Origin of the sequence: Mycolicibacterium madagascariense (genome assembly GCF_010729665.1) — a bacterium.
In the GTDB taxonomy this organism is placed as follows: domain Bacteria; phylum Actinomycetota; class Actinomycetes; order Mycobacteriales; family Mycobacteriaceae; genus Mycobacterium; species Mycobacterium madagascariense.
Window position 1 is genome coordinate 2,007,602 of record NZ_AP022610.1, and the last position, 23,345, is coordinate 2,030,946.

The following is a 23,345-nucleotide window of genomic DNA, read 5'->3' on the forward strand; positions in this document are numbered from 1 at the left end:
CCCTCGGCTGGTGGCCGCCCACACGTCGGCGCGCCTACCTGCCTATCAGAGGTGCGCGAAGATCAACAGCGATGGCGGCCGACGGCTCAGCCGATCCCGACTCCGATGCCGAACCCGCCGCCGTCGTCGTCGTGGTTCGGGCACGTGACGTCGACGTAGACGGTGTCACCCGGCTTCGGCGAGCTGGAGGGGTTGTTGACGTTGGTCACCGAACACTGCGACAGCGCCTTGCTCGCGCCGTTGACGTAGTTGACGTTGACCAGGTAGCCCTGCGCCTCGAGGTCGGAGATGACGGTGTCGGCGCCGCTGGCCGCCGCGAGTGGGGCGGCAACGGTCGCCGACGCCGCGGCGCCCGTCAGGAGCAGCGCGACCGCAAACGATCGACCAAGACATCCCATGACTCCAGCATCCGCGCGCCACCCCGCCGGTGCAACCGTCGGCTACAACGACACCGTCGTGTAGGCGTCGATGCCGTCGATCAGGGTGCGCAGCTGGTCGTCGGCCGAGCCCAGTGTCTGACCGATGGCGGTGAGCCGCGCGGCGTAGTGTCCGACGGGATACTCCGCCGTCACGCCGATGCCACCGTGCAGCTGAATGGCCTCCTGCGCGATGTGTCGGCCGGACCGGACGATCTGCAGCTTGGCACGCGCGGCGATCACGGGACTGACGTTGCCGTCGGCGATCGACATCGCCGCGTAGAAGTTCATGCTGCGAGCCAGTTCGAGGGACACGTACATGTCCGCGGCCCGCTGCGTCAGCGCCTGGAAGTTGCTCAGCGGTACGCCGAACTGCTTGCGACTGGTGAGGTACTCGGTGGTCAGCCGCAGGGCCTCCTCCATGGCCCCGACCGCCTCCGCGCACTGCGCCGACTGGTAGCGGACGAGCGCCTTGCCCACTGCGGGGGTGACGTCGCCGCCGGCGCCAAGTGGTTGCGCCGCAACCGAATCCAGCGTCAGCTGCGCGGCCCGCTGCCCGTCGAAGGTGCGGTAGCCGTGACGGCTGACGTCCTCGGCCGCGACGACGAAGAGACCCAGTCCGCCGCCGGGCAGCTGGGCACTGACGAGGAACACGTCCGCGCTGTCGCCGAAGAGCACCGGGTTCTTCACCCCGGTGAGGGTCCAGGTGTCACCGTCCCGATCGGCCTTCGTGGTGGCGGCGACCGAGGTGCCCCGCATGCCGGGTTCCTGGTGGGCGAGCACCAGCAGGGTGCGGCCTTCGCCGACGTCGTCGAGCAGGGCCCGCTGCCCGTCGTCGCCGAGCTCGGCGACCAGGGCCCCGGGGATCAACGCGGCATGCACGATCGGTTCGGGCGCCAGCCGCCGACCGACCTCGGTCATGACGACCATCAGCTCGATCTGGCCGGCCTCCTCCGGATCGAAACCCAGTGCGAGGATGCCGGTTTCGGCCAACTGGGACCACACGTCACGACTCCAGCCGAGATCGCCGTCGATGGTCTTCAGACGGGTCTCGATGTCGTAGGTGCGGGTCAGGATCTCCCGGGTGACGTCACCCAGCAGGGTCTGCTCTTCGGTCAGAGCGAAGTCCATGGTGTCCTCACAGTCCGAGAATGGTCGAGGCGATGATGGTGCGCTGAATCTCGTTGGTACCGCCGTAGATCGAGGTCTTGCGGTAGTTGAGGTACTTCGGCGCGGCGTGCTGCGCCCACGACGGCGACGCGACGTCCTCGCCCCCGTCGAAGGGCAGGGCGTCCGGACCGGCGACGTCGACGCCCAGTTCCGTGACGGCCTGCTGCAGTTGACTGCCCTTGAGTTTGAGGATCGACGACGCCGGGTTGGGCTTGCCGTCGGCTTCTGAACCACTGACGCGCAGCTGCGTGAGCTCCAGCGCCAGCAGTTCGTTCTCCAGCTCCGCGACGCGGGCGGCGAAGAGGGGATCCTGTAGCAGCGTGCCCTGCCCGGTCGGAGTCTGGGCGGCCCGCTCCTTGACCTGCGCGAGCCACACCTTGGTGGTGCCGATCCGCGCGATGCCGGTGCGCTCGTTGCTCAGCAGGAACTTGGCGTAGGTCCAGCCGTTGTTCTCCTCGCCGACGAGTTGGTCGGCGGGAATGCGGACGTCTTCGAAGAAGACCTCGTTGACCTCGACGCCGCCGTCGATCAGCTTGATGGGTCGCAACGTGATGCCCGGCGTGGACATCTCGGCGAGGAGGAAGGAGATGCCCGCCTGCCGCTTCGGCGCATTCGGATTGGTGCGCGCGAGCAGGAAGATCCAATCCGCGTACTGGCCGAGGGTGGTCCACGTCTTCTGGCCGTTGACGACGTAGGAGTCGCCGTCGCGCACGGCGGTGGTGCGCAACGACGCGAGATCCGAGCCGGCCTCCGGTTCGGAGAAGCCCTGGCACCACCAGATGTCGAGATTGGCGGTCTTCGGCAGGAACCGTTCCTTGAGGGCTTGCGAGCCGAAGCGGGCGATGACGGGGCCCACCATGCTGGCGTTGAACGCCAGCGGTTCGGGCACGCACGCCAGGCGCAGCTCGTCGGACCAGATCTGCCGCTGCAGCGGCGTCCAGTCCTGACCGCCCCATTCCACCGGCCAGTTCGGCACTGCCACGCCGCGCTCGTTCATCAACCGCTGCGCCGTCACGACGTCGTCGGGGAAGCGAATCTCGCCGTCGCGCACGCGGTCGCGGATGTCCTGCGGGATCTTGGTGGTGAAGAACTCTCGCAAGTCGTCGCGAAAGGCGGCTTCGGCGTCACTGAGCGCCAACTTCACTGTGCAACCTCCGATTCTCGACGGCCCGTCGGTGCAGACCGCAACCGGGAGTACCCGGTACCAGCGAATCTATCGCGTGCACGTGCGACGGGCGTCAGGGGCCGTCGGGGCGTGCGTCACGGAACCGCGGTCCAGCGCCCTACGCGAACGGATTGAGGACGAGCGAGCACAGATGGGGCAGGTTGCCGAGCGGGATCCAGCCCACCAGCAGGCGACAAGCTTGCGCGGCCTGGCCGATGGGCCCGCCGCACACGGGCCAGGCACCGATGCCCTGGGTGCGCAGGACGTTGCGGGCGACGCGGATCTGTTCTTCGCGGCTGGCGGCCGCAGGGGAGCCGGAGCCGCCGTTGGCGGCCCACGTCGCCGGGGTGAATTGGAGCCCGCCGTAGAAGCCGTTGCCGGTGTTGGCGCCCCAGTTGCCGCCCGACTCGCACTGAGCCATCGCATCCCAATTCGGATCGGCCCAAGCCGACGGCGCGGCGACGGTCATCTGTCCCACGGTGACCACACCGACCGTGCCGAGGACGGCGGCGGTGTTGCGCAAACCCATGTCGAACCCTTCGCGCGAATCGTGAGGCGCAGCCGCATTTTGGCGACGCGATCCATTGCTCAAATCGTGATCATGAGTTTACGGATGGGGCCAGAGTTGAACAGAGCCACGGATGAGTCTCAGTGGTTTCTCTGAGTCTGTTTAATACTGCTGTTTTCCGTGGTGCCTGTGGGGCGCGTTGGCACTGCTCAGGCGACGTGTCGGCACCGGTCAACCGCATTTAGTGGTAAATGTCAATCGTGTCATTCGAACGGCAACACAAATTAAGAGAAATGCATTCTCGTGCACACCATTTGCCGCCACAGTTCATCGTTCTGTGATTTGAGAGTCCAAAGTGACATGTGATGAATCACGGGCAATTGTGGCAAATGTGACTCATGAGTCGTACGAGGCGCACGAGGCTGATGTGACGACGACGGACGGTGCCGGCCGTCGAGGGATTCAGGCGTTCGACGTCGGGACCGGAGCGGTGTCGACGTCGCGCTCCTCGACGATCGTGGCGTGCGGCAGGCGCTTGCGCATCCGCGCCGTCTTGCGCATCTGAAGGATCAGGTTGGTGGCGGTGAACATCGGGATGACGCCCAGGAAGGTGCGCTCCGACGGGGTGTGACCGTGCAGGTACTCCAGGCTGCCCAGCACGTAGAAGATGCCCATGCCCATGAAGCAGAAGGGCACGGTCAAGGCCAACGGCGATCGGCGGATGTCGATGATGCGCTCGGCGAGGGCGTGCTCGTCCCGGGTCATCGGCTCGTCCTTGCGCAGTTTGCGCAACGCCTTCTGGTAGCTGTTGAGCTCGTCGGCGCCCGGCAGCGCCCGCAGTGCGAGTAGGCGTCGGACGTAGATGAAAGCACACGTGGCGAGCAGCGCCTCGACGCCGAGGGCGACGAACATCAACAGGCCCCACAGCCCGAGACCCGTGGTGTGCGTACTGGTGTCGAACGTCATCGGGTCACTCCGGGGAAGTCGGTGGGCTCACTGAGTCGGCGGGGCCGCGACCGCACCAGCACCGGCCACCAGAACCAGGGTCCGAGCAGTCGGATGAGGCAGGGCACGATGAACGAGCGAACGATCAGCGTGTCCAGCAGCAGGCCGATGCAGACGGTCGAGCCGACCTGAGCAATGGTGTGCAGGTTGCTGGTGAGCATCGCCAGCATCGTGAACGCGAAGACCAGACCCGCCGAGGTCACCACGCCGCCGGTGCTGCCGAGGGCGCGAATGAGACCGGTGTGCAGTCCGGTGGTCTGCACGCCCGCGCCGATCTCCTCCCTGACCCTGGCGATCAGCAGCAGGTTGTAGTCCGATCCGACCGCGACCAAAATGACGAAGGTGATTGGCAGCACCAGCCAGTGCAGGTGTAGCCCAATCAGGTGCTGCCACACCAGGATTGATAGCCCAAATGCTCCGGCGAAGGAGAACGCGACCGTGCCGGGAATGACGAGCGCGGCCATCAGGGAGCGGGTCAGGACCAACATGATCAGGAAGATCAGCACGAAGGCCGCGATCGCCACGATCGTCAGGTCGGAGGCCGCGTACTCCTGGATGTCCTTGTTCTGCGACGCCGCGCCGCCAATGTAGATCCGCGAGCCCGCGAGCGAAGTCTCCTTCAGCGCGGCCTTCACCGCGTCCGGGAACTGGTTGACGTGGGTGATGCCCTCCGGTGCCATGGCATTGCCCTCGTGGGTGATGACGAAGCGGGCGGCCTTGCCGTCGGGGGACATCATGAGCCGCTCGTCGGTCTTGACGTCCTCGTTGTCGAAGCCCTCCCGCGGCATGTAGAAGTAGTCGTCGCTGCGAGAGATGTCGAAGTCATTGCCGACGTTGACCTGGTCGTAGTAGGTCTGGTCGGTCTGGGTGGCCTGCAGGTGCGCCGGACCGTAGGTGTTGACGATGATGGTCTGCAGTGCCTGCGTCTCGTCGCGGTTGATCTTGAGCTGGGCGACCATCTGGGGCATCAGCGCATCCACGGCCTGAAAGTCGGTGACGGCGTTGTGGATCTGTTCGTCGAGGGCGTCGATGCCGTCGAGGGAGTCGAACAGCGATCGCATCGCGTCGCACACCGGGATGTCGAAGCAGTGCGGCTCGTAGTAGAAGTACGCCTTCAACGGGCGGAACGTGTCGTCGAGATTGGAGATGTCCTGGTTGACCTCGTCGGTGACGGCCTGCAGGTTCTCCAACGTCAACACGGTGGTGTGCAGATCGTCGGCGAGCTTCTGGGTCAGGTCGATGGTCTTGCCCAGGGTGGCCACCGTCTCGGCCTGGACCTGCGCCTGGGAATCGGTGTTGTCGTTGTTGTGCTGATTGAACGGCAACTGCTGGCCCGAGGCGCCGCCCTGCACGGTGAACAGATACGGCACGTTGGCGTGGTCCAGCGGTCGGCCCAGGGGCCGGGTCACGCTCTGCACCATCGCGACCCCCGGCAGTCGTTCGAGCTCCTTGGCCACGCGGTCGAGGGAGATGAAGTCCGCCGAGTTGCGCATGTCGTGGTCGGACTCGACCATCATCATCTCGGTGAAGAGCTTGCTCTGGGAGAAGTGGCGATCCGAGGCCTCGAATCCCTGATTCGCCTGCCCGGTCGGTGGTTGATACGCCCGATCGTCGTAGCTGACGCTGTAGGTGGGCACGAAGATGGCGCCGATCAGGACCACCACCATGCTGGCGACCAGGATGGGCACCGGCCAGCGCACGACGCTCGCGCCGATCCGTCGGTAGAGCCGGCCGCGGTGCGCCTGCTTGGGATCGAAGAGCCCGAACAGGCTGCCCAGGGTCAGCAACGCCGGCGCCAGCGTCAGTGCCGCGGCGATGGTGAACAGCATGCTGATCGCTACGGCGGGGCCCATGGTGTGGAAGTAGTCCAGCCGCGCGAACGTCAGACAGAAGCACGACCCGGCGATCGTCAGACCGGAGCCGATGATGATCGGCGACACCCCCCGATAGGCGGTGTAGTAGGCCTCCTCGCGGCTCTCGCCGAGCTGTCGGGCCTCGTGATAGCGGCCCATCAGGAAGATGCCGTAGTCGGTGCCCGCGCCCAGGGTCAGGGACACCACGATGTTGACGGCGAACGACGACATCGGGATGTACCCGTAGTGCCCGAGGGTCGACACGACGCCCTTGGCGATCAGGATCTCGAACAACACGCTGTACATGGGCACGGCCACGTTGCTCAGCGACCGGTAGACCAGCAGCAGCATCACCAGGATCAAGATGATCGTGACGATGGTGATGTTGTTGAGGCTGTTATTGGCAATCGACAGGGTGTCCGACGCCATCGGCGCCGACCCGCTGACGTAGACCTTCAGACCCTGCGGTGGGGGGTCGTTCTTGATGATGGTGCGCACCGCGTCGACCGACTCGTTGGCCTGAATCTGGCCGACGTTGCCCGCGAGGCGGAGCAGGAGGTAGGTCGCCTTGCCGTCGATGCTCTGCGCGCCGGCGGCCGTCACTGGGCTGCCCCACAGATCCATCGCGTACTGGACGTGCTCCCTGTCGTTCTTCAGCCGGGTGACCAGGTCGGTGTAGTACTGATGGTCGGCCTCGTTGAGGGACTTGTCCGCCTCCAGCACGACCATCGTCAGGCTGGTGGAGTTGGACTCCTGGAACTTCGCGCCGATGTGCAGCAGGGCGTACTGCGACGGCGCATAGGTCGGGACCTCCGGGCCTGCCAGCTCGGTGGCGACGTCCTCGACCTTGGGGACGAAGGTGTTGGTGGTGACCGCGAACAGCGCCCAGAAGATGATGATCGGAATGGCCAGCATGCGCACCGTTCTGGGGAAGAACGGCCGCTTGGCCTGATGGGCGCTCACGCGGACTTCACGCGGCAGGTGACGTCGGCGTCCTGGCGGGTCGCGGTGTGCTCGTCGCGGACGACGTCGTCGACCAGCATCCGACACCCCAGTTCGCCGCCGTGCACCTGAGCGGAGATGCTGCCCGACACCACGCTGAGGTTGGTGGTCTCGACGTGCGACCACGGCAGGTCGGTCAGGTTGACCTCGTGGGGATAGCCGTTGATGTCGATGTAGGACAACATCCCGCCGCTGCCGACGTCACCGAACAGTTCGTACGTCATGTGCTTGGGCGTGAATTCCTCCGGCGCCTGCGGCGGGGGCACGGCCATGACCGGTCCGGGCTGCGAGGACTGGTGCGCCTTGTACATGCCCAGCCCGCCGACGGCGAGTGCCACGACCACCACCAGGGGCAACCAGACCCTTGCCAGGATCGTCCTGCCCCGGGACCGTGGACTCACGCGATCTCCAACGCCATGCAGCGATTTATATCCCATACACGATGAATGGCTCAACCGGGGGAAGATTCCTGGCAGCTTTCCCAGCAACCCCACAGCACATCAGTAGGCCGACTGATCCGTCGATACAGGTACTTTCGACGAGTGCGTCACCGACAATGGATCACGGCCGGAAGGGCCGCCCGTCGCGGTGCGCCACGGTTGCATCACTTCGATGATATAAAGCCGTCATGAAACGAGCGGTCGCCGACAGCGTTGACGCCATCGCAGAGATGATCGAGCTGGAGACCGACCTGATGTGGCGGTATCTGATCGACCGCGACACCCTGAGTGCGAGCGCTGCGCTGGTGATCAACCGGCTCTACCGGGAGGGCCCGATGCGTCTGACCGCGCTGGCCGAGGCCGAGGGCGCCAGCCAGTCGGGCATGACCCAGCTCGTCCAGCGGATGGAACGGCAGGGTCTGCTGGAGCGGTGGAGCGATCCCGACGACGGACGCGCGTCCCTCGTCATGCTCGGCGACGCCGGCCTCGCGAACTGGGAGGCGCGTGCGGCGCTGCGCCGACAGCGCATCGCGGCGCTGCTGCCCGCGGTGTCCCCCGACGATCAGCTCGCGCTGTGGCTGGCCGCGCAGGTCGTGAACCGCGTCCTGGGTCAGATGAGAGAGGCTGCCGGATCACAGGATTGGGTCGACGCCGAGGTCGTGGGCTGACCCGGCGCGTACCCTCGGTGGGAGCCCCTGCCGAAGAGAAGCCGCCATGTCCGACTCGTTGCGTCCCGGTCGTTCGTCGATCGCGTTGACCGTCCTTGCCGTGGCTGCCGCCCTGGCGAGCGCCCCGAGTGCCGCGGCCGACCCCGGGCACGGGCCCGCCATCTGCCGGCCGAGCGTGCAGGCCGGCGTCGAGGTTGACACCTGCACCGGAAATCCCAACGCGCGCAACGATTCCGGACCTGGCAACGTGGTCAGGGTGGTGCCCGAGTTCTGCTTCGGGATCGGCTTCTTCGGTTGCGACGACGACTGAGCCGTCACTATGCGGCGTTGGGCCGCAGCGGGGGACAGGCTCCCGCGGCGTCCGTCGCCAGCTCGAAGTGCCAGAGTTCGTTGGCGTAGATCTGACACAGCCCGAACCGGGCGCCGTGGGCAATGAGCCACTGATCGGCGCCGGTTCCCCCGACGTCGACGGCCTCGCCGATGACGTGCTTGGAATGCTCTGGCGTCTCGACGTATTCGCGCGCGACGGCCAAGCTGCCGTAGGTGTGCACCGCGTCGTCGAGGAGTCGCTGCTGAAACTCGGCAGAGCGCCAGCCCGAGGTGATCGTCATCGTGACCCCGTCCGCGCGGGCGGCGGTGGCGGCGTCCTGGATGGCGCTGCGCAACTGCGGGTCGAGCCGTCCGATCGCGGGATCGCCCACGTCGAACGGCGAGAGCGTGCCGCCGTTCGGCAGCGAACCGTCACCGGGGTCGGCGGGCGGCCCGACGGCCGTGGTCTGATCGGCCAGCGCGACCGGCGCCGCCGTCAGCGGTGTCAGGCCCGACGCCAGCGCGAGTACGGCCGCGGCGGCCGCGACGGTGACGGCGCTTCGCATGCCGTGCTCCCTTCCTCGTCGGGTCCGACCCTAGTCATGGCGGGAGGTCGGATCCCGAGCCGGGACTCCTCGAGGCCGAGTGTGCGACCGATGCGGTCGAGCCCCTCGGTCAGACCCGCGTCGAGACCTCGAGCAGCGCGCGCTCGAGGGTGTTGAGAGCACGCACGGCCGCGCGCACCGGTCCCGGGGGAATCGTCGAGGACTGCATGACGTCGAGCACCATCGAGTCCGTCGACGTCTGCGGCGGATCGGCATCGGTGCCCGCGACGAGGGCCTTGACGCCGTCGATCGTCGCGCGGACGTGTCCGGCGGCATCGCGCAGCGCGGCGGCGGTGTCCTCCGGCGGGGCGGTCCCCGACTCGGCGTTGGCGGCGTTGACGCCCGCGCGCGCCAACGCATGCGCCGACCGGTTGCTGGCGCGCAGTCCGCGCATGAGCCGCTGCACGCCCCGCCTGCTGCGCGAGGTGAGCCCCATCGCGAGCGGCTTGGCCGCGGTGGCGACGTCCTGCAGCGTGTTGTCGAGCCGACGCGTCTTGGCGACCAGATCGGTCTCCGTTCCCGGGACGAGCACCGAATCGATTGCAGCGCAGACTAATTCGGACATCTGCTCCAGGTAGTCGTCGACCTTGGCGACGAGTGTCGCGCGGGTCCCCGTCGAGAGGACGAAGTACGCGGACGCGATGCCGACGGTGCCGCCCGCGGCGGTCTCGGCGATGCGCAGTTCGAGCACGTGGATGCTGAAGTCGCCGAGCAGGCCGTAGAGCATCGCGAGCAGGACGGTGACGAAGAACGTCAGCCACGCGTAGGCGACCGTGACGAGATAGAACGCACAGAACACGCAGACGACCAGCAGGATGATCTGCAGCGGGGGATCGTGCCCGACGAGGGCGGCCAGCAGCACGCCCGCCACGACGCCGGCGATGGTGCCCACGATGCGATGGCCGACCTTGGTGAGGATCTCCCCGCGCGTGGACACCCCGGTGAACACCAGGAAGGCGGTCAGCACGGCCCAGTACCAGCGGTCGGGGGAGATCAGCTCGCCCAGGATGGTCGCTGCGCTGGTGGCGACGGCCACCTGGATCGCCGCCTTGGTGCTGGGATTGAGCCCGCCCTCGCCCTGGGCGTCGTCGTCCTCGTCGGGGTCCGGGTCCGGTGCGGGATTGGCGACGGCACCGAGGGCGTGGGTGGTGATGTGGTGGATCGCCAGGTGGGCCTGCACGGTGCGGTAGGCGATCACGGTGGCGATGCCGCTCGTGGCCGACGGGTCGGCACGGTCGGCGGCGGCGGCAGCCGACTTGCGGGCCGCCCGCAACTCGCCCTCGGTGGGATGGTTCCGCAGGCAGGTTCCCAGCGCCGTGAGCGCGTCGGCGAGCCCGGTGGGCCATTCCTCGTCGGCGTCGAGGGTCCACAGCATCCTCGCGAGCTGCTCCAGCGCGATCTGGGCGTCGAAGACCCGCAACGCCAGGTCCTGGTTGGTGATGCTGAGCAGTTGAGCCGCGTCGTGGCGATCCAGCCAGTCGTCGATCAACAGTGCCGTGTCACCCAGCTGGTCGAGTCGCCTGCGCAGGACGGTGACGTCGTACACGTCGGGTCTCGTCGCCACCTCCAGCAGCGCCACCGAGACGCCACGCAGCGCGCGCAGCAGGCGGCGCACCTCCACGCGCGGACGGTCGGGGAACACCAGCAACCGCACCGCCAGGGAGGCGCTCAGGCCGACGAGCACCGCGACGGCCAGCACGGGGATCTGAGCCGGGGTCGCCCGCAGGAAGAGCGAGAAGAAGTAGCAGATGAAGGCGATCATGCCCAGCGCGTTGCCCCTCGGGCCGAACCGGCGGACCCAGACGGCGCAGAACAGGACGACGATGAAACCGACGTCGGCGATCTTGCCCAGCGGGGACAGCAGCGCGGCCAACGTCACCGCCCCGACGGCGGGAAAGAACAGCAACCCCATGGTGACGATGCGGTCGCGCTGCAGGCGGTCCTTCACCGCGGCCGAGGACTGCATCGCGACGATCGTGCCGAGCATGGCGACGGTGACCGGCTGGTTCGCGGCCCTGGTGAACGCGAGCATGGCGACCAGCGCGACGACCAGGGACAGCGTCGTCGTCGCCGCGGTGCGCAGCCGGACGCGGCCGGGATCGGCCATGACCAGCAGTCGCGTCGTGCTGGCCAGCGATGCCCGTTGCATCGGTCGATTGTGCGTCACCGAACTCCGGCGATTGGCATTGGCCGTGCCAGGGTATTGACGCTGCATTCGTCGTTCCCCTACCCGAGCCGCGGAGGATGTGATGTGGGCATGGCTGGATGATTTCCAGCGCCGCCACCGCGCTGTCGGCTTCGTGGTGGCCGTCATCTACAAATACGTGGACGAGCAGGGTAGCTACCTCGCTGCCCTGATTACGTACTACGCGTTCCTGTCGCTGTTTCCCGCCTTGCTGCTCCTAACCACCGTGCTGGGCGTGATCCTGGTGGGGCACCCGCAGTTGCAGCAGCAGGTGCTGCACTCGGCCGTCGCGCAGTTCCCGGTGATCGGCGGTCAGCTGTACCGCCCGCAGGGACTCAGTGGCGGACCCGCCGGCGTCGCCATCGGCATCGTGGTCGCGATCTACGGCGGGCTCGGCGTGGGCCAGGCGGTCCAGAACGCCCTCGACACGCTGTGGGCGGTGCCGCGCAACGACCGACCCGATCCGCTGCGGTCTCGGCTGCGCAGCTTGCTCATGTTGGTCGCGCTCGGCGGGGGACTGCTGGCCTCGACGGCGCTGTCGGCGGTGGCGCACGCGTCGAAGTCGTTGGGATTCTTCAGCACTGCGGGTTCGGTCGTCGCCGCGGTCGCGCTCAACTCGGTCGTGGCCCTGATCGCGTTCCGGGTCGCGACGGCGCGCGACGTGACCTACCGCCAGATCGCACCGGGGGCCATCGCGGCGGCGGTGATGTGGCAGCTGCTGCAATGGTTCGGGGCGATCTACGTGTCCCACGTGGTGAAGAGTGCCAGCGAGACCAACAGCGTGTTCGCCTTGGTGCTGGGACTTCTCGCGTTCCTGTACCTGATCGCGACCGCCCTGCTGCTGTGTGCGACGGCGAACGTGGTGGCCGTCGACCGCCTGCATCCGCGGGCCCTGCTCACCCAGTTCACCGACGACGTCCACCTCACCGGCGGTGACCGCCGCACCTACACCGCACAGGCAAAGGCGCAGCGCGCCAAGAGCTTTCAGCGGATCAGCGTGCACTTCGACGATCACGGCGAGAACCGTCCCGAGGACGGTGCAGCTCAGTAGTCGTTGGCTGCGGCGTGCAAGGCGGCGGCCGCCCTGCGGGCGTTCCCCCAGCGCTCGGGGACGTGCAGCACGAGGGCCTGGCGGCAGGCCGATGAATCGTCGCGCACGGCGCACGCGAGTTGGCGCCCGACGAGAGGTGAGAGCGACTCGTAGACCTTGCGCCGCCGCGTGACCCGCAGGGCCAGGGTCGCGTCCATCGCGTCGTCGGTGAGCCCGAGATGCGCGGCGGCGACGGCGACGGCGCCGGCCGCCTCGGCGCGCGTCATCGACGAGAGGATGGCCGCCGCCGCAGCCCCGTCGGTCGCGCGCTGGCGCTGGCCCGGGCGGGGGGTGAGCGGCAACGGATGTCTGCCGAGGCGCACGTCGACGACGATGATCTGGTCGCCGAACAGCCGTGCCAGCGAGACGGTGTGACCGTCGAGATCTGTTGTGGCACAAGCGCGAAAGAGACGATGCGCGATGCCGCCGGGGTCGGAGAGCTCGGACCAGCGGGGGCCGGTGTGCAGGGTCCCGTCGTGATCGCGGGCGATCAGGCCCGCGTCGCCCATGGTGCTCAGCAGGTCGGCGATCGAGCTCGTGGGCAGTCCGAGCAGCCCGCCCAGGGCGGCCGGGGTGCTCGCGGCGCCCGAGGCGATCGCCTCCAGGACGCGGGCACCCCGGTGCACGGCGGGGCTGCGCGGTCCGGCTACCCCCACGGTCGATACTCCCCGACGGTGTCGGCGTCGATCAGCCGGGGGGCGAGGTACCGCGACGGCGGGGCGACGCGGCCACCGCCGTGCAGGGCGCTACCGATGTCCATCGCCGCGCGCACCAGGGCCGCCGGGTCCTGCGTCGCCGTGGCGACGATCGGTCCCCCCGAGCGGATCTCCTCGATCGCGTTCCTCGCTCCGTCGACCCCCACGATCGGCACCGCGATGCCGCGGGCGCGCAGCACCCGCGAGATGCCAATGGCGATCTGGTCATTGCTCGCGAAGAAGCCGTCCACGGTGGAGTCGCCCGCCAGGATCTCGCGTGCGGCACGTTCCCCCGAGTGGGCATCGAGCTCGCCATAGCTGGTCGCGACGACCGTCAACCCGGGGTGCGGGGCGATCGCCGCGAAGAAGCCGGCGACGCGGTCGGAGTTGGCGGTGATCGCAATGCCACCCACCATCGCGACCCGACCCCGACCCCCTAACGCCCTCACCAAGGCCGACCCCGCCAGGAAGCCGGCCTTCGTGTTGTCGGTCGCGACGACGGCGTCGGCGCCGCTGACCGCCGAACCGATGGCGACGACGGGTATTCGGGCCGCCCGGGCGCGGGCGCAGGCCTCCTCCAAGCCTTCGGTCGCGACGGGTTCGACGAGGATGAGGTCGAGTCCCGCGTCGACGAAGTCGAGGATCTGGCGCGACTGCGTCGCCCTGTCCTCCCTCGCGCTGTGCACCCGCAGGCGCGCGCCGAGCGTGTCGGCCTCGGCGCGGAGGGCGGCGATCTCGGCGAGGAAGAAGCTCTCGTCGAGGGGGTAGCTGAAACCGATGTCGTGCACCGGCCAGCGTTGCGCCCTTGCCGCAGAGGCGAGTTCGTAGACGCGCGACCCGAGCACGTAGGTGCCGTCGACGCCCCTGGCGAGGAGGCCCTCCGCCGTGAGGGCATGGCAGATGCCCATGACGCTGCTCTTGGGCAGGCTGCTGCGATGCGTCAGGTCGGCCAGGGCCAGCGGGCGCTCGGCGTCGCTCACCAGCCGAAGGACGGTGGCCGCGCGAGCCAGCGCGGGGACGCGCTCCCGTTCCCGATGATCACTGGCCCCCGCCAATGGGTCCGGCACCGGCTCAGCGTAGACGACGCAGGCTAACCGTCGAGTTCGGTGCCCCGAGCGGGAAGTGTTCGGCCGCAAGGCAAGAGCAACCGGCGTTGTTGACAACGTCTCACCTGCGTGCTTACTGTGTGTTTCATCACTCGACGCTGAGTACGACATATGAAACGCGGCGCCGAGTGCCGCGCGTGTCGATACGCGGTCCGCAGCTCATGTCGAAGGAGAAGTCGATGGCGATTTCCCAGCGTGTCGTCGGTGCGATCAGCGTGGTCCTGGCCATCGCGATGGTGACCGGTGGATGCACCAAGAAGAACGAGAACACCCCCTCGGCGGGCGGGGGCTCGAGCGCCTCGCAGGGCGCCTCCGGCGGCAAGGTCAAGGTGGCGTTCGTCCCCAAACTGCAGGGCTCGCCCTACTTCGAGGCCATGGACACCGGAGCCAAGCAGGCCGCGACCGCTCTCGGCAACGTGGAATGGCTCTACCAGGGGCCGACGTCCGCCGACGCCGCGGCGCAGGCGCAGATCGTCCGGTCCTTCATCCAGCAGAAGGTCGACGCGCTGGTGATCGCTCCCAATGATCCCGATTCCATGGCGCCGCTCATGAAGCAGGCGCAGGATGCCGGCATCAAGGTCCTGACCGCCGACACCGACGCGCCCAACTCGGTCCGCGAGGCCTTCGTCAACCAGGCCACCGCCGAGGGCATCGGCACCACCACCGCCGAGACCCTGATGAAGGCGATGGGCGGAAAGGGCAAGTGGGCCATCGTGTCCTGCGGTGAGACCGCCGAGAACCTCAACTCGTGGATCGCCGCCGAGAAGGCCTACGTGTCGGCCAAGTACCCGGAGGCGCAGCTCGTCGACGTGGTCTACTCCGGTGAGGACCAGGCCAAGGGCACCCAGATGTCGACTGATCTGATGAGTGCCCACCCGGATCTGAAGGGCCTGCTGGGACAGTGCACGACCTCGGCCGTCGGCGTCGCGCAGGCCGTCAAGGACGCGGGCAAGATCGGTCAGGTCTTCACCGTCGGGATCGGCACCCCGAAGTCGATGAAGCCGTATCTGACCGACGGCTCGTCGTCCGGCTCGATCCTGTGGAACGTCCAGAATCTCGGCTACCTCACGGCGTGGGCCGGCGAGCAGCTCGCGACGGGCAAGGCGTTCCAAGCCACCAATGCGGTCAATGCTCAACTGCCACAGGTGAAGTGGGACGAGGCCACCAAGACCCTGGTGCTCGGTGATCCGCTGCTGATCACCACCCAGAACGTCGACCAGTTCGACTACTGACCGCGATGCCGGACGAGCCGCGACTGACCCTCGCGGGGGTGGTCAAGAGCTACGGCGCAGTGTCCGCGATCAGGCATGCCGACCTCGAGCTGCGCGCGGGGCAGGTGCACGCGCTGGTCGGTGAGAACGGCGCAGGCAAGTCGACGCTGATCAAGATCATCTCCGGTGCGACGATGCCCGACGCGGGCACCGTCAGGTACGACGGTCGGCCGGTGTCCATCACCTCGACGGTCGACGCGATCGCCCTCGGCATCGCGACCGTGTACCAGGAACCGCAGCTGTTCGCCGAACTCACCGTCGCCGAGAACGTGTTCATGGGACGCGAACTCGTCAGCCGGGGGCGCGTCGACTGGGCCGCGCAGAACGACCGGGTCGTCGACCTGCTCGCCGCCCTCGACCTGCCCGCCACGCTGGCGACGGCCACCGTCGGGATGCTCTCGGTCGCGACCCAGCAGCAGGTGTCGATCGCCAAGGCGCTGGCGGGCAAGTGCGGCATCCTCATCCTCGACGAGCCCTCGGCGATCCTGACCGACGCCGAGATCGAGGTGCTGTTCGGCATCATTCGCCGTCTTGCCGCCGACGGTGTGGCGATCGTCTACATCTCCCATCGGCTCGACGAGGTCGTCACGATCGCCGACCAGGTCACGGTCATGCGGGACGGCAGCACCATCGGCACCCATCCGATCGCCGAGATGACGGTGCGCCGGATGGCCGAACTCATGGTGGGAGAAGCTCTTCTAGAACACGCCGGGCCACGTGCGGTGTCGACGGGCGAACCCGTCCTCGAGCTCCGCTCGCTGGCCAGGACGGGGGCCTTCCACGACGTGAGCCTGACGCTGAGGTCCGGTGAGATCCTCGGTCTCTACGGGCTCGTCGGGTCCGGCGTCGCGGAGATCGCCGAGTGCGTCCACGGTTTGGCGAAGACCAGCTCGGGCGACATCGTGATCCGGGGACGCGTGATCGCGCCGCGCTCACCACGGGAGGCCGAGCGGGCCGGGATCGCGCTGCTGCCCGCCAATCGCAAGACCGAGGGCATGTTCTCGTTTCAGTCCATCGCGTTCAACGTCTCGATCGGACACCTGGACCGGTTGTCACGCGGGCGGGCGTTCGTGGACCGGCGCCGTGAACGGTCGGTCGTCAAGGAGCTGATGAAGCGCCTGTCGGTACGTGCCCAGGACGAAGACCAGCCCGTGGGAACGCTTTCCGGTGGCAATGCGCAGAAGGTGATGCTGGCCCGCCAGCTCGTCGAGCGGCCCACGCTGCTGCTCCTGGCCGAGCCCACGCAGGGCGTCGACATCGGGGCCAAGGAGGAGATCCACCGCATCGTCACCGATCTCGCCGACAGCGGCACCGCAGTCCTCGTCGTGACGTCGGATCTGCAGGAGGCACTGCGTATCACCGACCGGTTGCTCGTCATCCGCGCGGGCACCGTCGCCGCGGAGTTCGGTCCGGACGCCCGGCAGGTCGACGTCCTGGCCGCCGCCGCGGGAGACCGGGAAGGGGTGGGGACGTGAGCGCCACGGCGGAATCCATCGCCGCCTCGGTGCGTACGCGGGCCCGGGTGCTGCCCGCACCGGTGACGCCCGCCGAGATTGCGTTGATCGCGGTGCTCGTCGTGCTGTGGATCGCGCTGGCCTTCGCGACGCCGGCATTCCTCAGCGCGGGCTCGATCGTCCCGTTGCTCGTCGAGTTCTCCCCGGTCGCGTTGATCGGCATCGGCATGACGTTCGTGATCGTCACCGGAGGCATCGACGTCTCCGTCGGTGGCGCCATCATGGTGTGTGCGGTCGTCACGGCCAAGCTCATGCGGGATCAGTCCCTGCCGATGGTGTGGTGCGTGCTCGTGGCGGTCGCGACGGGCGCGGTACTGGGAGCGGTCAACGGCGCACTCATCGCCTACGGGCGCGTGCACGCCATCATCATCACGTTCGGCACCGCGAACCTGTTCCTGTTCGTCGGCCTGCAGATCTTCGCCTCCCAACCGATCAGCGGCATGCCGAACACGTTGTCCTGGTTCGGTCGTGGCGTCGACGGCCGCACGCTGGGGGTGCCGCACAGCTTCGCCATCACCGTCGTGCTCGCGGCGCTCGCGTGGTGGTATCTGCGCCTCACTCCCGGCGGGCGGCACTTCTTCGCCGTCGGTGGCGATCCGTTGGCCGCCCGTCTCGCCGGCATTCGGGTGCAGCGTCGCATCCTGATCGCCTATGTCATCACCGGTGTCCTCGTCGGCCTGGGCGCGATCTTCACCCTGGCCAAGGGGACCTCGAGCCTCGACCAGTCCGTGGGGTCGGGCCAGGAGCTCGCCGTCATCGCGGCGGTGGTGATCGGCGGTACGTCGATCATGGGTGGACGCGGCTCGGTGTTCGGCACCGTACTCGGAGCGCTGCTCGTCCAAACCGTGAAATCCGGTGTGACACAGCTCGGCTGGCCGTCTCAGCTGTCCGATCTGTTCGTCGGTGTCTTCATCGTCGTCGCCGTGGGAACGGATCTGTTGCGACGGCGTGCGAGGAGGAACCCGTGAGCGTCGAGACCCCCGCCCCGCCCGCTACGGCACCGGCCGGCCGCCGCCGCGTCGACCGGGTCTGGGAGGCGGTGCTGACCCAGCGGATCGTGCTGCTGGCCGTGCTGATCGTCGTGGTGGTCGGATGGCTGATGTACTTGAGCGCCAATGGATATCTCAGTGGCGACTACGACTTCGACTACCTGTCGGCCAGTCTCATCGACGCCGTTCCGCTGGCGCTGCTGGGTTTCGCCGAGCTGGTCGTCATCGTGTCGGGCCGCGGCGGCATCGATCTGTCGGTCGGCGCGATGGTGTCGCTGGTGGGCATGGTGTTCGGCTTCGCCCACGGCACCTGGAACTGGCCGCTGCCGGCCGCGATCGTGGTGGCCGTCGTCGTCGGCGGTCTGCTGGGGGCGATCAACGGATTCCTCATCGCCAGAATCGGATTCCCCGCCCTCATCGCGACCCTGGCCACCTACTACGCCTACCGGTCGATCGCCCTGGTCGTCAACGACCAGAAGCCGATCAACAGCCCGCAGATCCAGAACCTCTACCCGCTGACGGGCTCGGTGCGCGTGCCGATCATCGGTGACTACATCCCCGACGTCCCACTCGGGGTGTTCACCTTCCTGGTCCCCGCGCTGGTGCTGCTGTGGCTTGCCCTGGGGCGCGGCACCTTTGGGCGCCGGCTCTACGCCGTCGGGACGAACGACGTCGCGGCGCGGTGGGCCGGCATCGACGTCGCCGGCACCCGGATGCGGGCCTACGTGCTGTCCGGGGTGCTCTCGGGTGTGGTCGCGGTCTACGTCACCGCGGAGTTCGCGTCGGCCCGGCCCGACGCGGGCACCTCCGGAAACGGTCTGGCGCTGCCGGCGATCACGATCGCCGTGCTTGGGGGAGTGGCCATCACCGGGGGCATCGGGCGGCTGGCCGGCGTCCTGCTCGCCGCACTCCTCATCGTGTGGCTCGACGCCGGAATCATCCTGTACTTCGAGGGCAACACCGGCACTCAGTTCCAACTGCTCGCGCTCGGCGCCGTCCTCGTCCTGTCGGCCCTGCTGAACGGATTCACCACCCGCCGCTTCCGCGGCGGTGACTAGCTCTCGACGAAGTGGAGACCCATGACCGTCCTCGACGCCTTCATGCTGAAGGGCAAGCGCGCCTTGGTAACCGGAGGCAACCGCGGGCTGGGGTTGGCGTTCGTCAGGGGTCTCGCCGAGGCCGGTGCCGACGTCGTCTTCGTCTCGCGCGACGCCGAACGCAACGCGGCAGCCGTCGCCGCGCTGGCGCAGGAGGGCCTCACCACGAGCGCCTTCGAGGTCGACGTCACGGCGTCCGACGGTCCCGACGCCGCGATCGACGGCGCGCTCGACCGGCTGGGCGGACTGGATCTCCTGCTCAACAACGCGGGACTGGCGATCCACAAGCCCGCGTTGGAGATCACCGACGAGGAGTGGGATCGCGTGTTCGACGTCAACACCCGCTCGCTATGGCGGTTGAGCCGGAGCGCGGGCGCCCACATGAGGGATCATGGCCGCGGCAACATCCTCAACGTCGGCTCGATCAGCTCGCTCATCGTGAACCGGCCGCAGTGGCAGCCGTCCTACAACGCCTCGAAGGCCGCCGTGCACCAGCTGACGAAATCGCTGGCGGCGGAGTGGGCGCCCTACGGCATCAGGGTCAACGCCATCGCGCCCGGCTACGTCAAGACGGAGATGGCGCCGGTCGACGAACCACGGTTCCGTCGGCACTGGATCGAGGACGCGCCCATGAAACGGTATGCGCTGCCCGAGGAGATCGCCCCGACCGTGGTGTACATGGCCTCCGACGCGTCGGCGTTCATGACCGGATCGGTCGTCGTCATCGACGGCGGCTACACCCTGTACTGAACGTCAGCCCTTGCGCTGGAGTTCGAAGACGGGGATGACGCGCGTCGTCTTGCGCTGATACTCCCCGAACTGGGGCTGGGCCTCGACCTGCTTGGCATAGATCTCGTCGCGTTCGGCGCCCGAGAGCAGGCGGGCGGTGACGGGGAACGTCTCGCTGCCCAATTCGACGACGGTCTCGGGGTGGGCGACGAGGTTGTGGTACCAGTCGGGGTTGGTGTCGGCGCCGCCCTTGCTGGCGAAGATGAAGACGCGGCTCCCGTCGAGCAGCGGCACCAGGGGCGCTATCCGCTCCGTTCCCGACTTCGCTCCGACGTGGTGGACCAGCACCAGCGGCTTGCCCTCGAACATGCCACCCGCCTTGCCGCCGCTCTCGCGGAACTCGCTGATGACCCGTCGATTCATCTCGTCGAAGTCGATGGCCTCGCTCATGGGTGGTCTCCTGACTCGTCGGCGAATCGCTCGGCATGGTCAGCGGGGGAGGGGGCCGGCGTATTCCCTTGCCTCCGTGCCCACCACGCGCGACGGTGAAGCTGAAGGATTTCCGTCAAGTTGGTTTGAAGATGCCGTCGACGTGGAATTAGGTTACCTAGGGTAACGAAACGGAGCCCGATCACTTCGAGGATATGGGGAATCATGAAGGTCAAGGACATCAAGGTCTTCGCCGTCGTCGGCGCCAGCGCGGCAGTCACAGCGGGTGCGCTCGGCGTGGCGCTCCTGCAGGGACCGGCATCCGGTTCGGTCGCCGGTGACATGGAGACCGGCGCCACGATCACGCAGTCGGCCGCGCCCAGCACCATTTCGGAGGAGTCTGCGGCTCCGCAGATCACCGGGCCCGCGCCGCTGCCGACCGAGGAGCAGGGCCTGCCCGGCTAACACCCGGCCCGACGACACCGCGCCCGCGGCGAACTCACCGTTCGCCGCGGGCGCTGTCGTGTCAGCGTGCCGAGGCGTCGGCGGGCTGGGCGTTCTCGGCCGCCCCGAACAGCGCCACCGCCACCGCGCCCCCGACCGCGGTGACGAACGCCAAAGCCACCAACCAGGCAAGTCCGGGCGCCGACGTGTCACCGAGCAGCACTACTCCGACGATGCCGGGCACCACCGTCTCGCCGGCGACCAGGGCGGCCGAAGCCCCGGTCACCGAACCGATCTGCAGCGCCACCGTGAACAGGTAGAAGCCCCCGATCCCGGCGACGGCAACCGCCCACGCCGCTGGATCGGCGACGAGTACGGCGGGGCGCAGCGGATCGATCCCGTGCACCACCCGGACCGCGACGGCCATGGCTCCGAACAGGACACCCGCGACCAGACCGGCGGCGACCGCCGCCCTGCCCCCGAGCAGGTGGATGAGCCCGAGGCCCAGCAGGACGAACACCACCGAGAATCCCAATACCCCCCAGTGGACGACGGTCGACGAGGTGTCGGTGCCGACCGAGCCCGCGGTGACGCCGAGCACGCACAGCGATATGACGACGAGGACGATGGCCACCCAGTCGCGAACTCGCAGGCGCAGGCCGAGGACGGCCACGCCGAGCACCGCGGTGACGACCAGGTTGGCGCTCATGATGGTCTGCGCCAGGAAGAGGGGGATCAGCCGGGCCGACACGACGCTGCCGAGGAAGCCGAGACCGTCGAGCGCCATGCCGGCGAGGAACGCGGGCGTCATTGCGGCCCTGACGGTTTCGGTCAGCGACGGGGCGTCGTCGGCGGGTGTCGCGCCGTCACCCGGCCCCTCCGCGGCGGCGGCCTTGCGTGCACCGTAGGACTGCAGCACGGAGGCCGTTCCATAGCCGAAGCACGCCAGCAACGCGGCAATCACACCGATGAGCACGCTGCCAGTATCGCCGTCGTGGAGCGCGCCGCGGGCAGGGGTCGCGTCGGGATGCGTCGGGGGAGGTGCCGTGCTGCAATGGAGCCGACCCCACGGAGGTGTGATTCGTGCCCACGTACGGCTACGAGTGCCGGCCCTGCGGCGCGTTCGACGAGATGCGACCGATGGCCGACGCGACGGCGACGGCCGCCTGCCCCCAATGCGGCGGCGTGGCCCGCCGGATCTTCGGCTCGCCCGGGCTGCGCACGCTGAACCCCGACGTGCGGCGTGCGTTGGACGCCAGCGCCAAGAGTGCCGAGCAGCCAGCGGTCGTCTCGAGCGTGCCCGGCCGGTCTCGCAGGCCGACGCCGGTCACCCGGGATCCGCGGCACGCCCGACTGCCCCGCCCCTGACCGCCAAAGGAGTTCGCCATGCCCGACGTCGTGTTCACGGTCGACCAGGCCCGCTCGATGCGCGACCAGGCAGTGCCCGGTCACAACCGCTGGCATCCCGACATCCCGCCCGCGGTGCACGTGAAGCCGGGACAGTCGATCCGGGTGGAGTGTCGGGAGTGGACCGACGGCCAGATCGGCAACAACGACTCCGCCAACGACGTCCGCGACGTCGACCTGTCCCACGCGCACATGCTCTCCGGACCGATCTACGTCGACGGCGCCGAACCGGGCGACCTGCTCGTCGTCGACATCCTCGACCTCGGGCCCGTGCCGCAGGAGGTCGGTGACCTGCCCGGCCAGGGCTGGGGATACACCGGCATCTTCGCCAAGGAGAACGGTGGCGGCTTCCTGACCGACCACTTCCCCGATGCGTACAAGGCGATCTGGGACTTCTCCGGGCAGAAGTGCACCTCGCGACACCTGCCCGGTGTCGAGTTCACCGGCATCACGCACCCGGGCCTGTTCGGCACCGCGCCGTCACCAGAACTGTTGGCGCGCTGGAACTCTCGCGAGCGTGCCCTCATCGCCACCGATCCCGACCGGGTTCCCGCCCTGGCGCTGCCGCCGCTGGAGGAGTCGGTGCTCGGGGGGACCGCGACCGGCGACACGCTCGCGGCGATCGGCAGGGACGGTGCGCGTACCGTGCCCGCCCGCGAGAACGGCGGCAACCACGACATCAAGAACTTCACCAGGGGATCGCGGGTGTTCTACCCCGTCCACGTCCCGGGTGCGCTGTTCTCCGGCGGTGACCTGCACTTCAGCCAGGGCGACGGCGAGATCACCTTCTGCGGGGCGATCGAGATGGGTGGCTTCATCGACTTCCACGTCGACCTCATCAAGGGCGGCATGCAGACCTTCGGCGTGACGACGAATCCAATCTTCATGCCGGGCAACGTCGAACCCCGCTACACCGAGTTCGTCACCTTCATCGGCATCGGCGTCGACCACGAGACCGACACGCAGCTGTACAACGACGCCACCGTCGCCTACCGCAACGCCTGCCTCAACGCGGTGACATACCTGCAGAAGTTCGGCTACTCGGGCCCCCAGGCCTATCTGCTGCTCGGCGCGGCGCCCATCGAGGGTCGGGTCAGCGGCGTGGTCGACATCCCCAATGCCTGCTGCTCGCTGTACCTGCCGACCGCGATCTTCGACGTCGACATCCGGCCGTCGGCCTCGGGTCCGGTGCGGGCCGACCGCGGGAGTTGTGCCGTCTCGTCCTAACTCGCGGCTACGATCGCGCGG

At 68.2% G+C, this 23,345-nt stretch carries 24 protein-coding genes; 11 read left to right on the top strand and 13 right to left on the bottom strand.

Annotated elements, in window-relative coordinates; all coding sequences use genetic code 11:
* Positions 1–86 precede the first annotated feature (86 nt).
* The 7 genes from G6N60_RS09495 to G6N60_RS09525 all read right to left on the bottom strand — a co-directional run bounded on the left by G6N60_RS09495 (position 87) and on the right by G6N60_RS09525 (position 7,520).
* Positions 87–398, bottom strand: a complete 312-nt coding sequence (locus tag G6N60_RS09495) for a hypothetical protein (RefSeq protein WP_163735738.1) — start codon at positions 396–398, stop codon at positions 87–89.
* A gap of 42 nt (positions 399–440) precedes the next feature.
* The gene (locus G6N60_RS09500; protein ID WP_163735741.1) at positions 441–1,547 is read right to left on the bottom strand and encodes an acyl-CoA dehydrogenase family protein; all 1,107 of its coding nucleotides are present in this window, start codon (positions 1,545–1,547) and stop codon (positions 441–443) included.
* A 7-nt stretch (positions 1,548–1,554) separates the two neighbouring features.
* Positions 1,555–2,730: an acyl-CoA dehydrogenase family protein gene (locus tag G6N60_RS09505; RefSeq protein WP_163735744.1), complete on the bottom strand. Its 1,176-nt coding sequence runs from the start codon at positions 2,728–2,730 to the stop codon at positions 1,555–1,557.
* Positions 2,731–2,869: 139 nt separating this feature from the next.
* Entirely contained in the window at positions 2,870–3,220 is a 351-nt protein-coding gene (locus G6N60_RS09510) for a transglycosylase family protein (RefSeq protein WP_246241211.1), read from the bottom strand.
* Positions 3,221–3,721: 501 nt separating this feature from the next.
* A complete protein-coding gene (locus tag G6N60_RS09515; RefSeq protein ID WP_163735750.1) occupies positions 3,722–4,225 on the bottom strand; it encodes a hypothetical protein in 504 nt (167 codons plus the stop codon).
* Entirely contained in the window at positions 4,222–7,032 is a 2,811-nt protein-coding gene (locus tag G6N60_RS09520) for an MMPL/RND family transporter (protein WP_163743731.1), read from the bottom strand. The genes G6N60_RS09515 and G6N60_RS09520 overlap by 4 nt, the downstream gene beginning before the upstream one ends.
* 44 nt (positions 7,033–7,076) lie before the next feature.
* The gene (locus G6N60_RS09525) at positions 7,077–7,520 is read right to left on the bottom strand and encodes an MmpS family transport accessory protein (RefSeq protein WP_170312553.1); all 444 of its coding nucleotides are present in this window, start codon (positions 7,518–7,520) and stop codon (positions 7,077–7,079) included.
* A 227-nt stretch (positions 7,521–7,747) separates the two neighbouring features.
* Between G6N60_RS09525 and G6N60_RS09530 the strand changes: the two genes are divergently transcribed.
* Together G6N60_RS09530 and G6N60_RS09535 are read left to right on the top strand one after the other, a co-directional pair.
* The gene (locus G6N60_RS09530; protein WP_163735756.1) at positions 7,748–8,227 is read left to right on the top strand and encodes a MarR family winged helix-turn-helix transcriptional regulator; all 480 of its coding nucleotides are present in this window, start codon (positions 7,748–7,750) and stop codon (positions 8,225–8,227) included.
* 46 nt (positions 8,228–8,273) lie between these two features.
* Positions 8,274–8,537: a hypothetical protein gene (locus G6N60_RS09535; protein WP_163735759.1), complete on the top strand. Its 264-nt coding sequence runs from the start codon at positions 8,274–8,276 to the stop codon at positions 8,535–8,537.
* A 7-nt stretch (positions 8,538–8,544) separates the two neighbouring features.
* On the opposite strand, the gene G6N60_RS09540 is transcribed toward G6N60_RS09535, so the two are convergent.
* Positions 8,545–9,102 (bottom strand): M15 family metallopeptidase, encoded by a 558-nt coding sequence (locus tag G6N60_RS09540; protein WP_163735761.1) that lies wholly within the window; start codon positions 9,100–9,102, stop codon positions 8,545–8,547.
* Positions 9,103–9,211: 109 nt separating this feature from the next.
* Entirely contained in the window at positions 9,212–11,290 is a 2,079-nt protein-coding gene (locus G6N60_RS09545; protein WP_163735764.1) for an FUSC family protein, read from the bottom strand.
* 100 nt (positions 11,291–11,390) lie between these two features.
* On the opposite strand from G6N60_RS09545, the gene G6N60_RS09550 reads away from it, so the two are divergent.
* Positions 11,391–12,377 carry a YihY/virulence factor BrkB family protein gene (locus G6N60_RS09550; protein WP_163735769.1) on the top strand — a complete coding sequence of 329 codons (987 nt, stop codon included), beginning with the start codon at positions 11,391–11,393 and terminating at the stop codon, positions 12,375–12,377.
* Here G6N60_RS09550 and G6N60_RS09555 read toward each other — a convergent pair.
* Positions 12,371–13,072, bottom strand: coding sequence for a helix-turn-helix domain-containing protein (locus G6N60_RS09555; RefSeq protein WP_163735772.1), 702 nt, complete (start codon positions 13,070–13,072; stop codon positions 12,371–12,373). The two genes, G6N60_RS09550 and G6N60_RS09555, sit on opposite strands and share 7 nt — an antisense overlap.
* Positions 13,063–14,178: a substrate-binding domain-containing protein gene (locus G6N60_RS09560; protein ID WP_163735775.1), complete on the bottom strand. Its 1,116-nt coding sequence runs from the start codon at positions 14,176–14,178 to the stop codon at positions 13,063–13,065. The genes G6N60_RS09555 and G6N60_RS09560 overlap by 10 nt, the downstream gene beginning before the upstream one ends.
* A gap of 218 nt (positions 14,179–14,396) precedes the next feature.
* Here G6N60_RS09560 and G6N60_RS09565 point away from each other — a divergent pair, with 218 nt between their 5' ends.
* Genes G6N60_RS09565 through G6N60_RS09585 form a run of 5 tightly spaced genes read left to right on the top strand, consistent with a single transcriptional unit; the run spans position 14,397 to position 19,838 of the window.
* The gene (locus tag G6N60_RS09565) at positions 14,397–15,449 is read left to right on the top strand and encodes an autoinducer 2 ABC transporter substrate-binding protein (protein ID WP_163735780.1); all 1,053 of its coding nucleotides are present in this window, start codon (positions 14,397–14,399) and stop codon (positions 15,447–15,449) included.
* Positions 15,450–15,454: 5 nt separating this feature from the next.
* A complete protein-coding gene (locus G6N60_RS09570) occupies positions 15,455–16,963 on the top strand; it encodes a sugar ABC transporter ATP-binding protein (protein WP_163735784.1) in 1,509 nt (502 codons plus the stop codon).
* Complete coding sequence (locus G6N60_RS09575; protein WP_197746929.1) at positions 16,960–17,970, top strand: ABC transporter permease; 1,011 nt, start codon at positions 16,960–16,962, stop codon at positions 17,968–17,970. Before G6N60_RS09570 ends, G6N60_RS09575 begins: the two co-directional genes overlap by 4 nt.
* On the top strand, positions 17,967–19,049 hold the full coding sequence (locus tag G6N60_RS09580) for an ABC transporter permease (RefSeq protein ID WP_197746930.1): 1,083 nt from the start codon (positions 17,967–17,969) through the stop codon (positions 19,047–19,049). Before G6N60_RS09575 ends, G6N60_RS09580 begins: the two co-directional genes overlap by 4 nt.
* Positions 19,050–19,070: 21 nt before the next feature.
* Positions 19,071–19,838 (top strand): SDR family oxidoreductase, encoded by a 768-nt coding sequence (locus G6N60_RS09585; RefSeq protein ID WP_163735787.1) that lies wholly within the window; start codon positions 19,071–19,073, stop codon positions 19,836–19,838.
* A gap of 3 nt (positions 19,839–19,841) precedes the next feature.
* Here the strand turns inward: G6N60_RS09585 and G6N60_RS09590 are convergent, their stop codons facing one another.
* Positions 19,842–20,267, bottom strand: coding sequence for a nitroreductase family deazaflavin-dependent oxidoreductase (locus tag G6N60_RS09590; protein ID WP_163735791.1), 426 nt, complete (start codon positions 20,265–20,267; stop codon positions 19,842–19,844).
* A 204-nt stretch (positions 20,268–20,471) separates the two neighbouring features.
* Between G6N60_RS09590 and G6N60_RS09595 the strand changes: the two genes are divergently transcribed.
* Positions 20,472–20,711, top strand: a complete 240-nt coding sequence (locus G6N60_RS09595) for a hypothetical protein (protein ID WP_163735794.1) — start codon at positions 20,472–20,474, stop codon at positions 20,709–20,711.
* A gap of 61 nt (positions 20,712–20,772) precedes the next feature.
* On the opposite strand, the gene G6N60_RS09600 is transcribed toward G6N60_RS09595, so the two are convergent.
* Positions 20,773–21,666, bottom strand: a complete 894-nt coding sequence (locus G6N60_RS09600) for a hypothetical protein (protein ID WP_163735797.1) — start codon at positions 21,664–21,666, stop codon at positions 20,773–20,775.
* A gap of 107 nt (positions 21,667–21,773) precedes the next feature.
* Here G6N60_RS09600 and G6N60_RS09605 point away from each other — a divergent pair, with 107 nt between their 5' ends.
* Together G6N60_RS09605 and fmdA are read left to right on the top strand one after the other, a co-directional pair.
* The gene (locus G6N60_RS09605; RefSeq protein WP_163735800.1) at positions 21,774–22,058 is read left to right on the top strand and encodes an FmdB family zinc ribbon protein; all 285 of its coding nucleotides are present in this window, start codon (positions 21,774–21,776) and stop codon (positions 22,056–22,058) included.
* An 18-nt stretch (positions 22,059–22,076) separates the two neighbouring features.
* Positions 22,077–23,324 (top strand): formamidase, encoded by a 1,248-nt coding sequence (fmdA, locus tag G6N60_RS09610; RefSeq protein WP_163735804.1) that lies wholly within the window; start codon positions 22,077–22,079, stop codon positions 23,322–23,324.
* The last annotated feature ends 21 nt before the right edge of the window (positions 23,325–23,345 follow it).

Coding starts and splice junctions, on each gene's coding strand:
- G6N60_RS09495 (WP_163735738.1), bottom strand. CDS start 398: ATGGGATGTCTTGGTCGATCGTTTGCGGTCGCGCTGCTCCTGACGGGC.
- G6N60_RS09500 (WP_163735741.1), bottom strand. CDS start 1,547: ATGGACTTCGCTCTGACCGAAGAGCAGACCCTGCTGGGTGACGTCACC.
- G6N60_RS09510 (WP_246241211.1), bottom strand. CDS start 3,220: ATGACCGTCGCCGCGCCGTCGGCTTGGGCCGATCCGAATTGGGATGCG.
- G6N60_RS09515 (WP_163735750.1), bottom strand. CDS start 4,225: ATGACGTTCGACACCAGTACGCACACCACGGGTCTCGGGCTGTGGGGC.
- G6N60_RS09520 (WP_163743731.1), bottom strand. CDS start 7,032: ATGCTGGCCATTCCGATCATCATCTTCTGGGCGCTGTTCGCGGTCACC.
- G6N60_RS09530 (WP_163735756.1), top strand. CDS start 7,748: ATGAAACGAGCGGTCGCCGACAGCGTTGACGCCATCGCAGAGATGATC.
- G6N60_RS09535 (WP_163735759.1), top strand. CDS start 8,274: ATGTCCGACTCGTTGCGTCCCGGTCGTTCGTCGATCGCGTTGACCGTC.
- G6N60_RS09540 (WP_163735761.1), bottom strand. CDS start 9,102: ATGCGAAGCGCCGTCACCGTCGCGGCCGCCGCGGCCGTACTCGCGCTG.
- G6N60_RS09545 (WP_163735764.1), bottom strand. CDS start 11,290: ATGCAACGGGCATCGCTGGCCAGCACGACGCGACTGCTGGTCATGGCC.
- G6N60_RS09550 (WP_163735769.1), top strand. CDS start 11,391: ATGTGGGCATGGCTGGATGATTTCCAGCGCCGCCACCGCGCTGTCGGC.
- G6N60_RS09565 (WP_163735780.1), top strand. CDS start 14,397: ATGGCGATTTCCCAGCGTGTCGTCGGTGCGATCAGCGTGGTCCTGGCC.
- G6N60_RS09570 (WP_163735784.1), top strand. CDS start 15,455: ATGCCGGACGAGCCGCGACTGACCCTCGCGGGGGTGGTCAAGAGCTAC.
- G6N60_RS09585 (WP_163735787.1), top strand. CDS start 19,071: ATGACCGTCCTCGACGCCTTCATGCTGAAGGGCAAGCGCGCCTTGGTA.
- G6N60_RS09590 (WP_163735791.1), bottom strand. CDS start 20,267: ATGAGCGAGGCCATCGACTTCGACGAGATGAATCGACGGGTCATCAGC.
- G6N60_RS09595 (WP_163735794.1), top strand. CDS start 20,472: ATGAAGGTCAAGGACATCAAGGTCTTCGCCGTCGTCGGCGCCAGCGCG.
- fmdA (WP_163735804.1), top strand. CDS start 22,077: ATGCCCGACGTCGTGTTCACGGTCGACCAGGCCCGCTCGATGCGCGAC.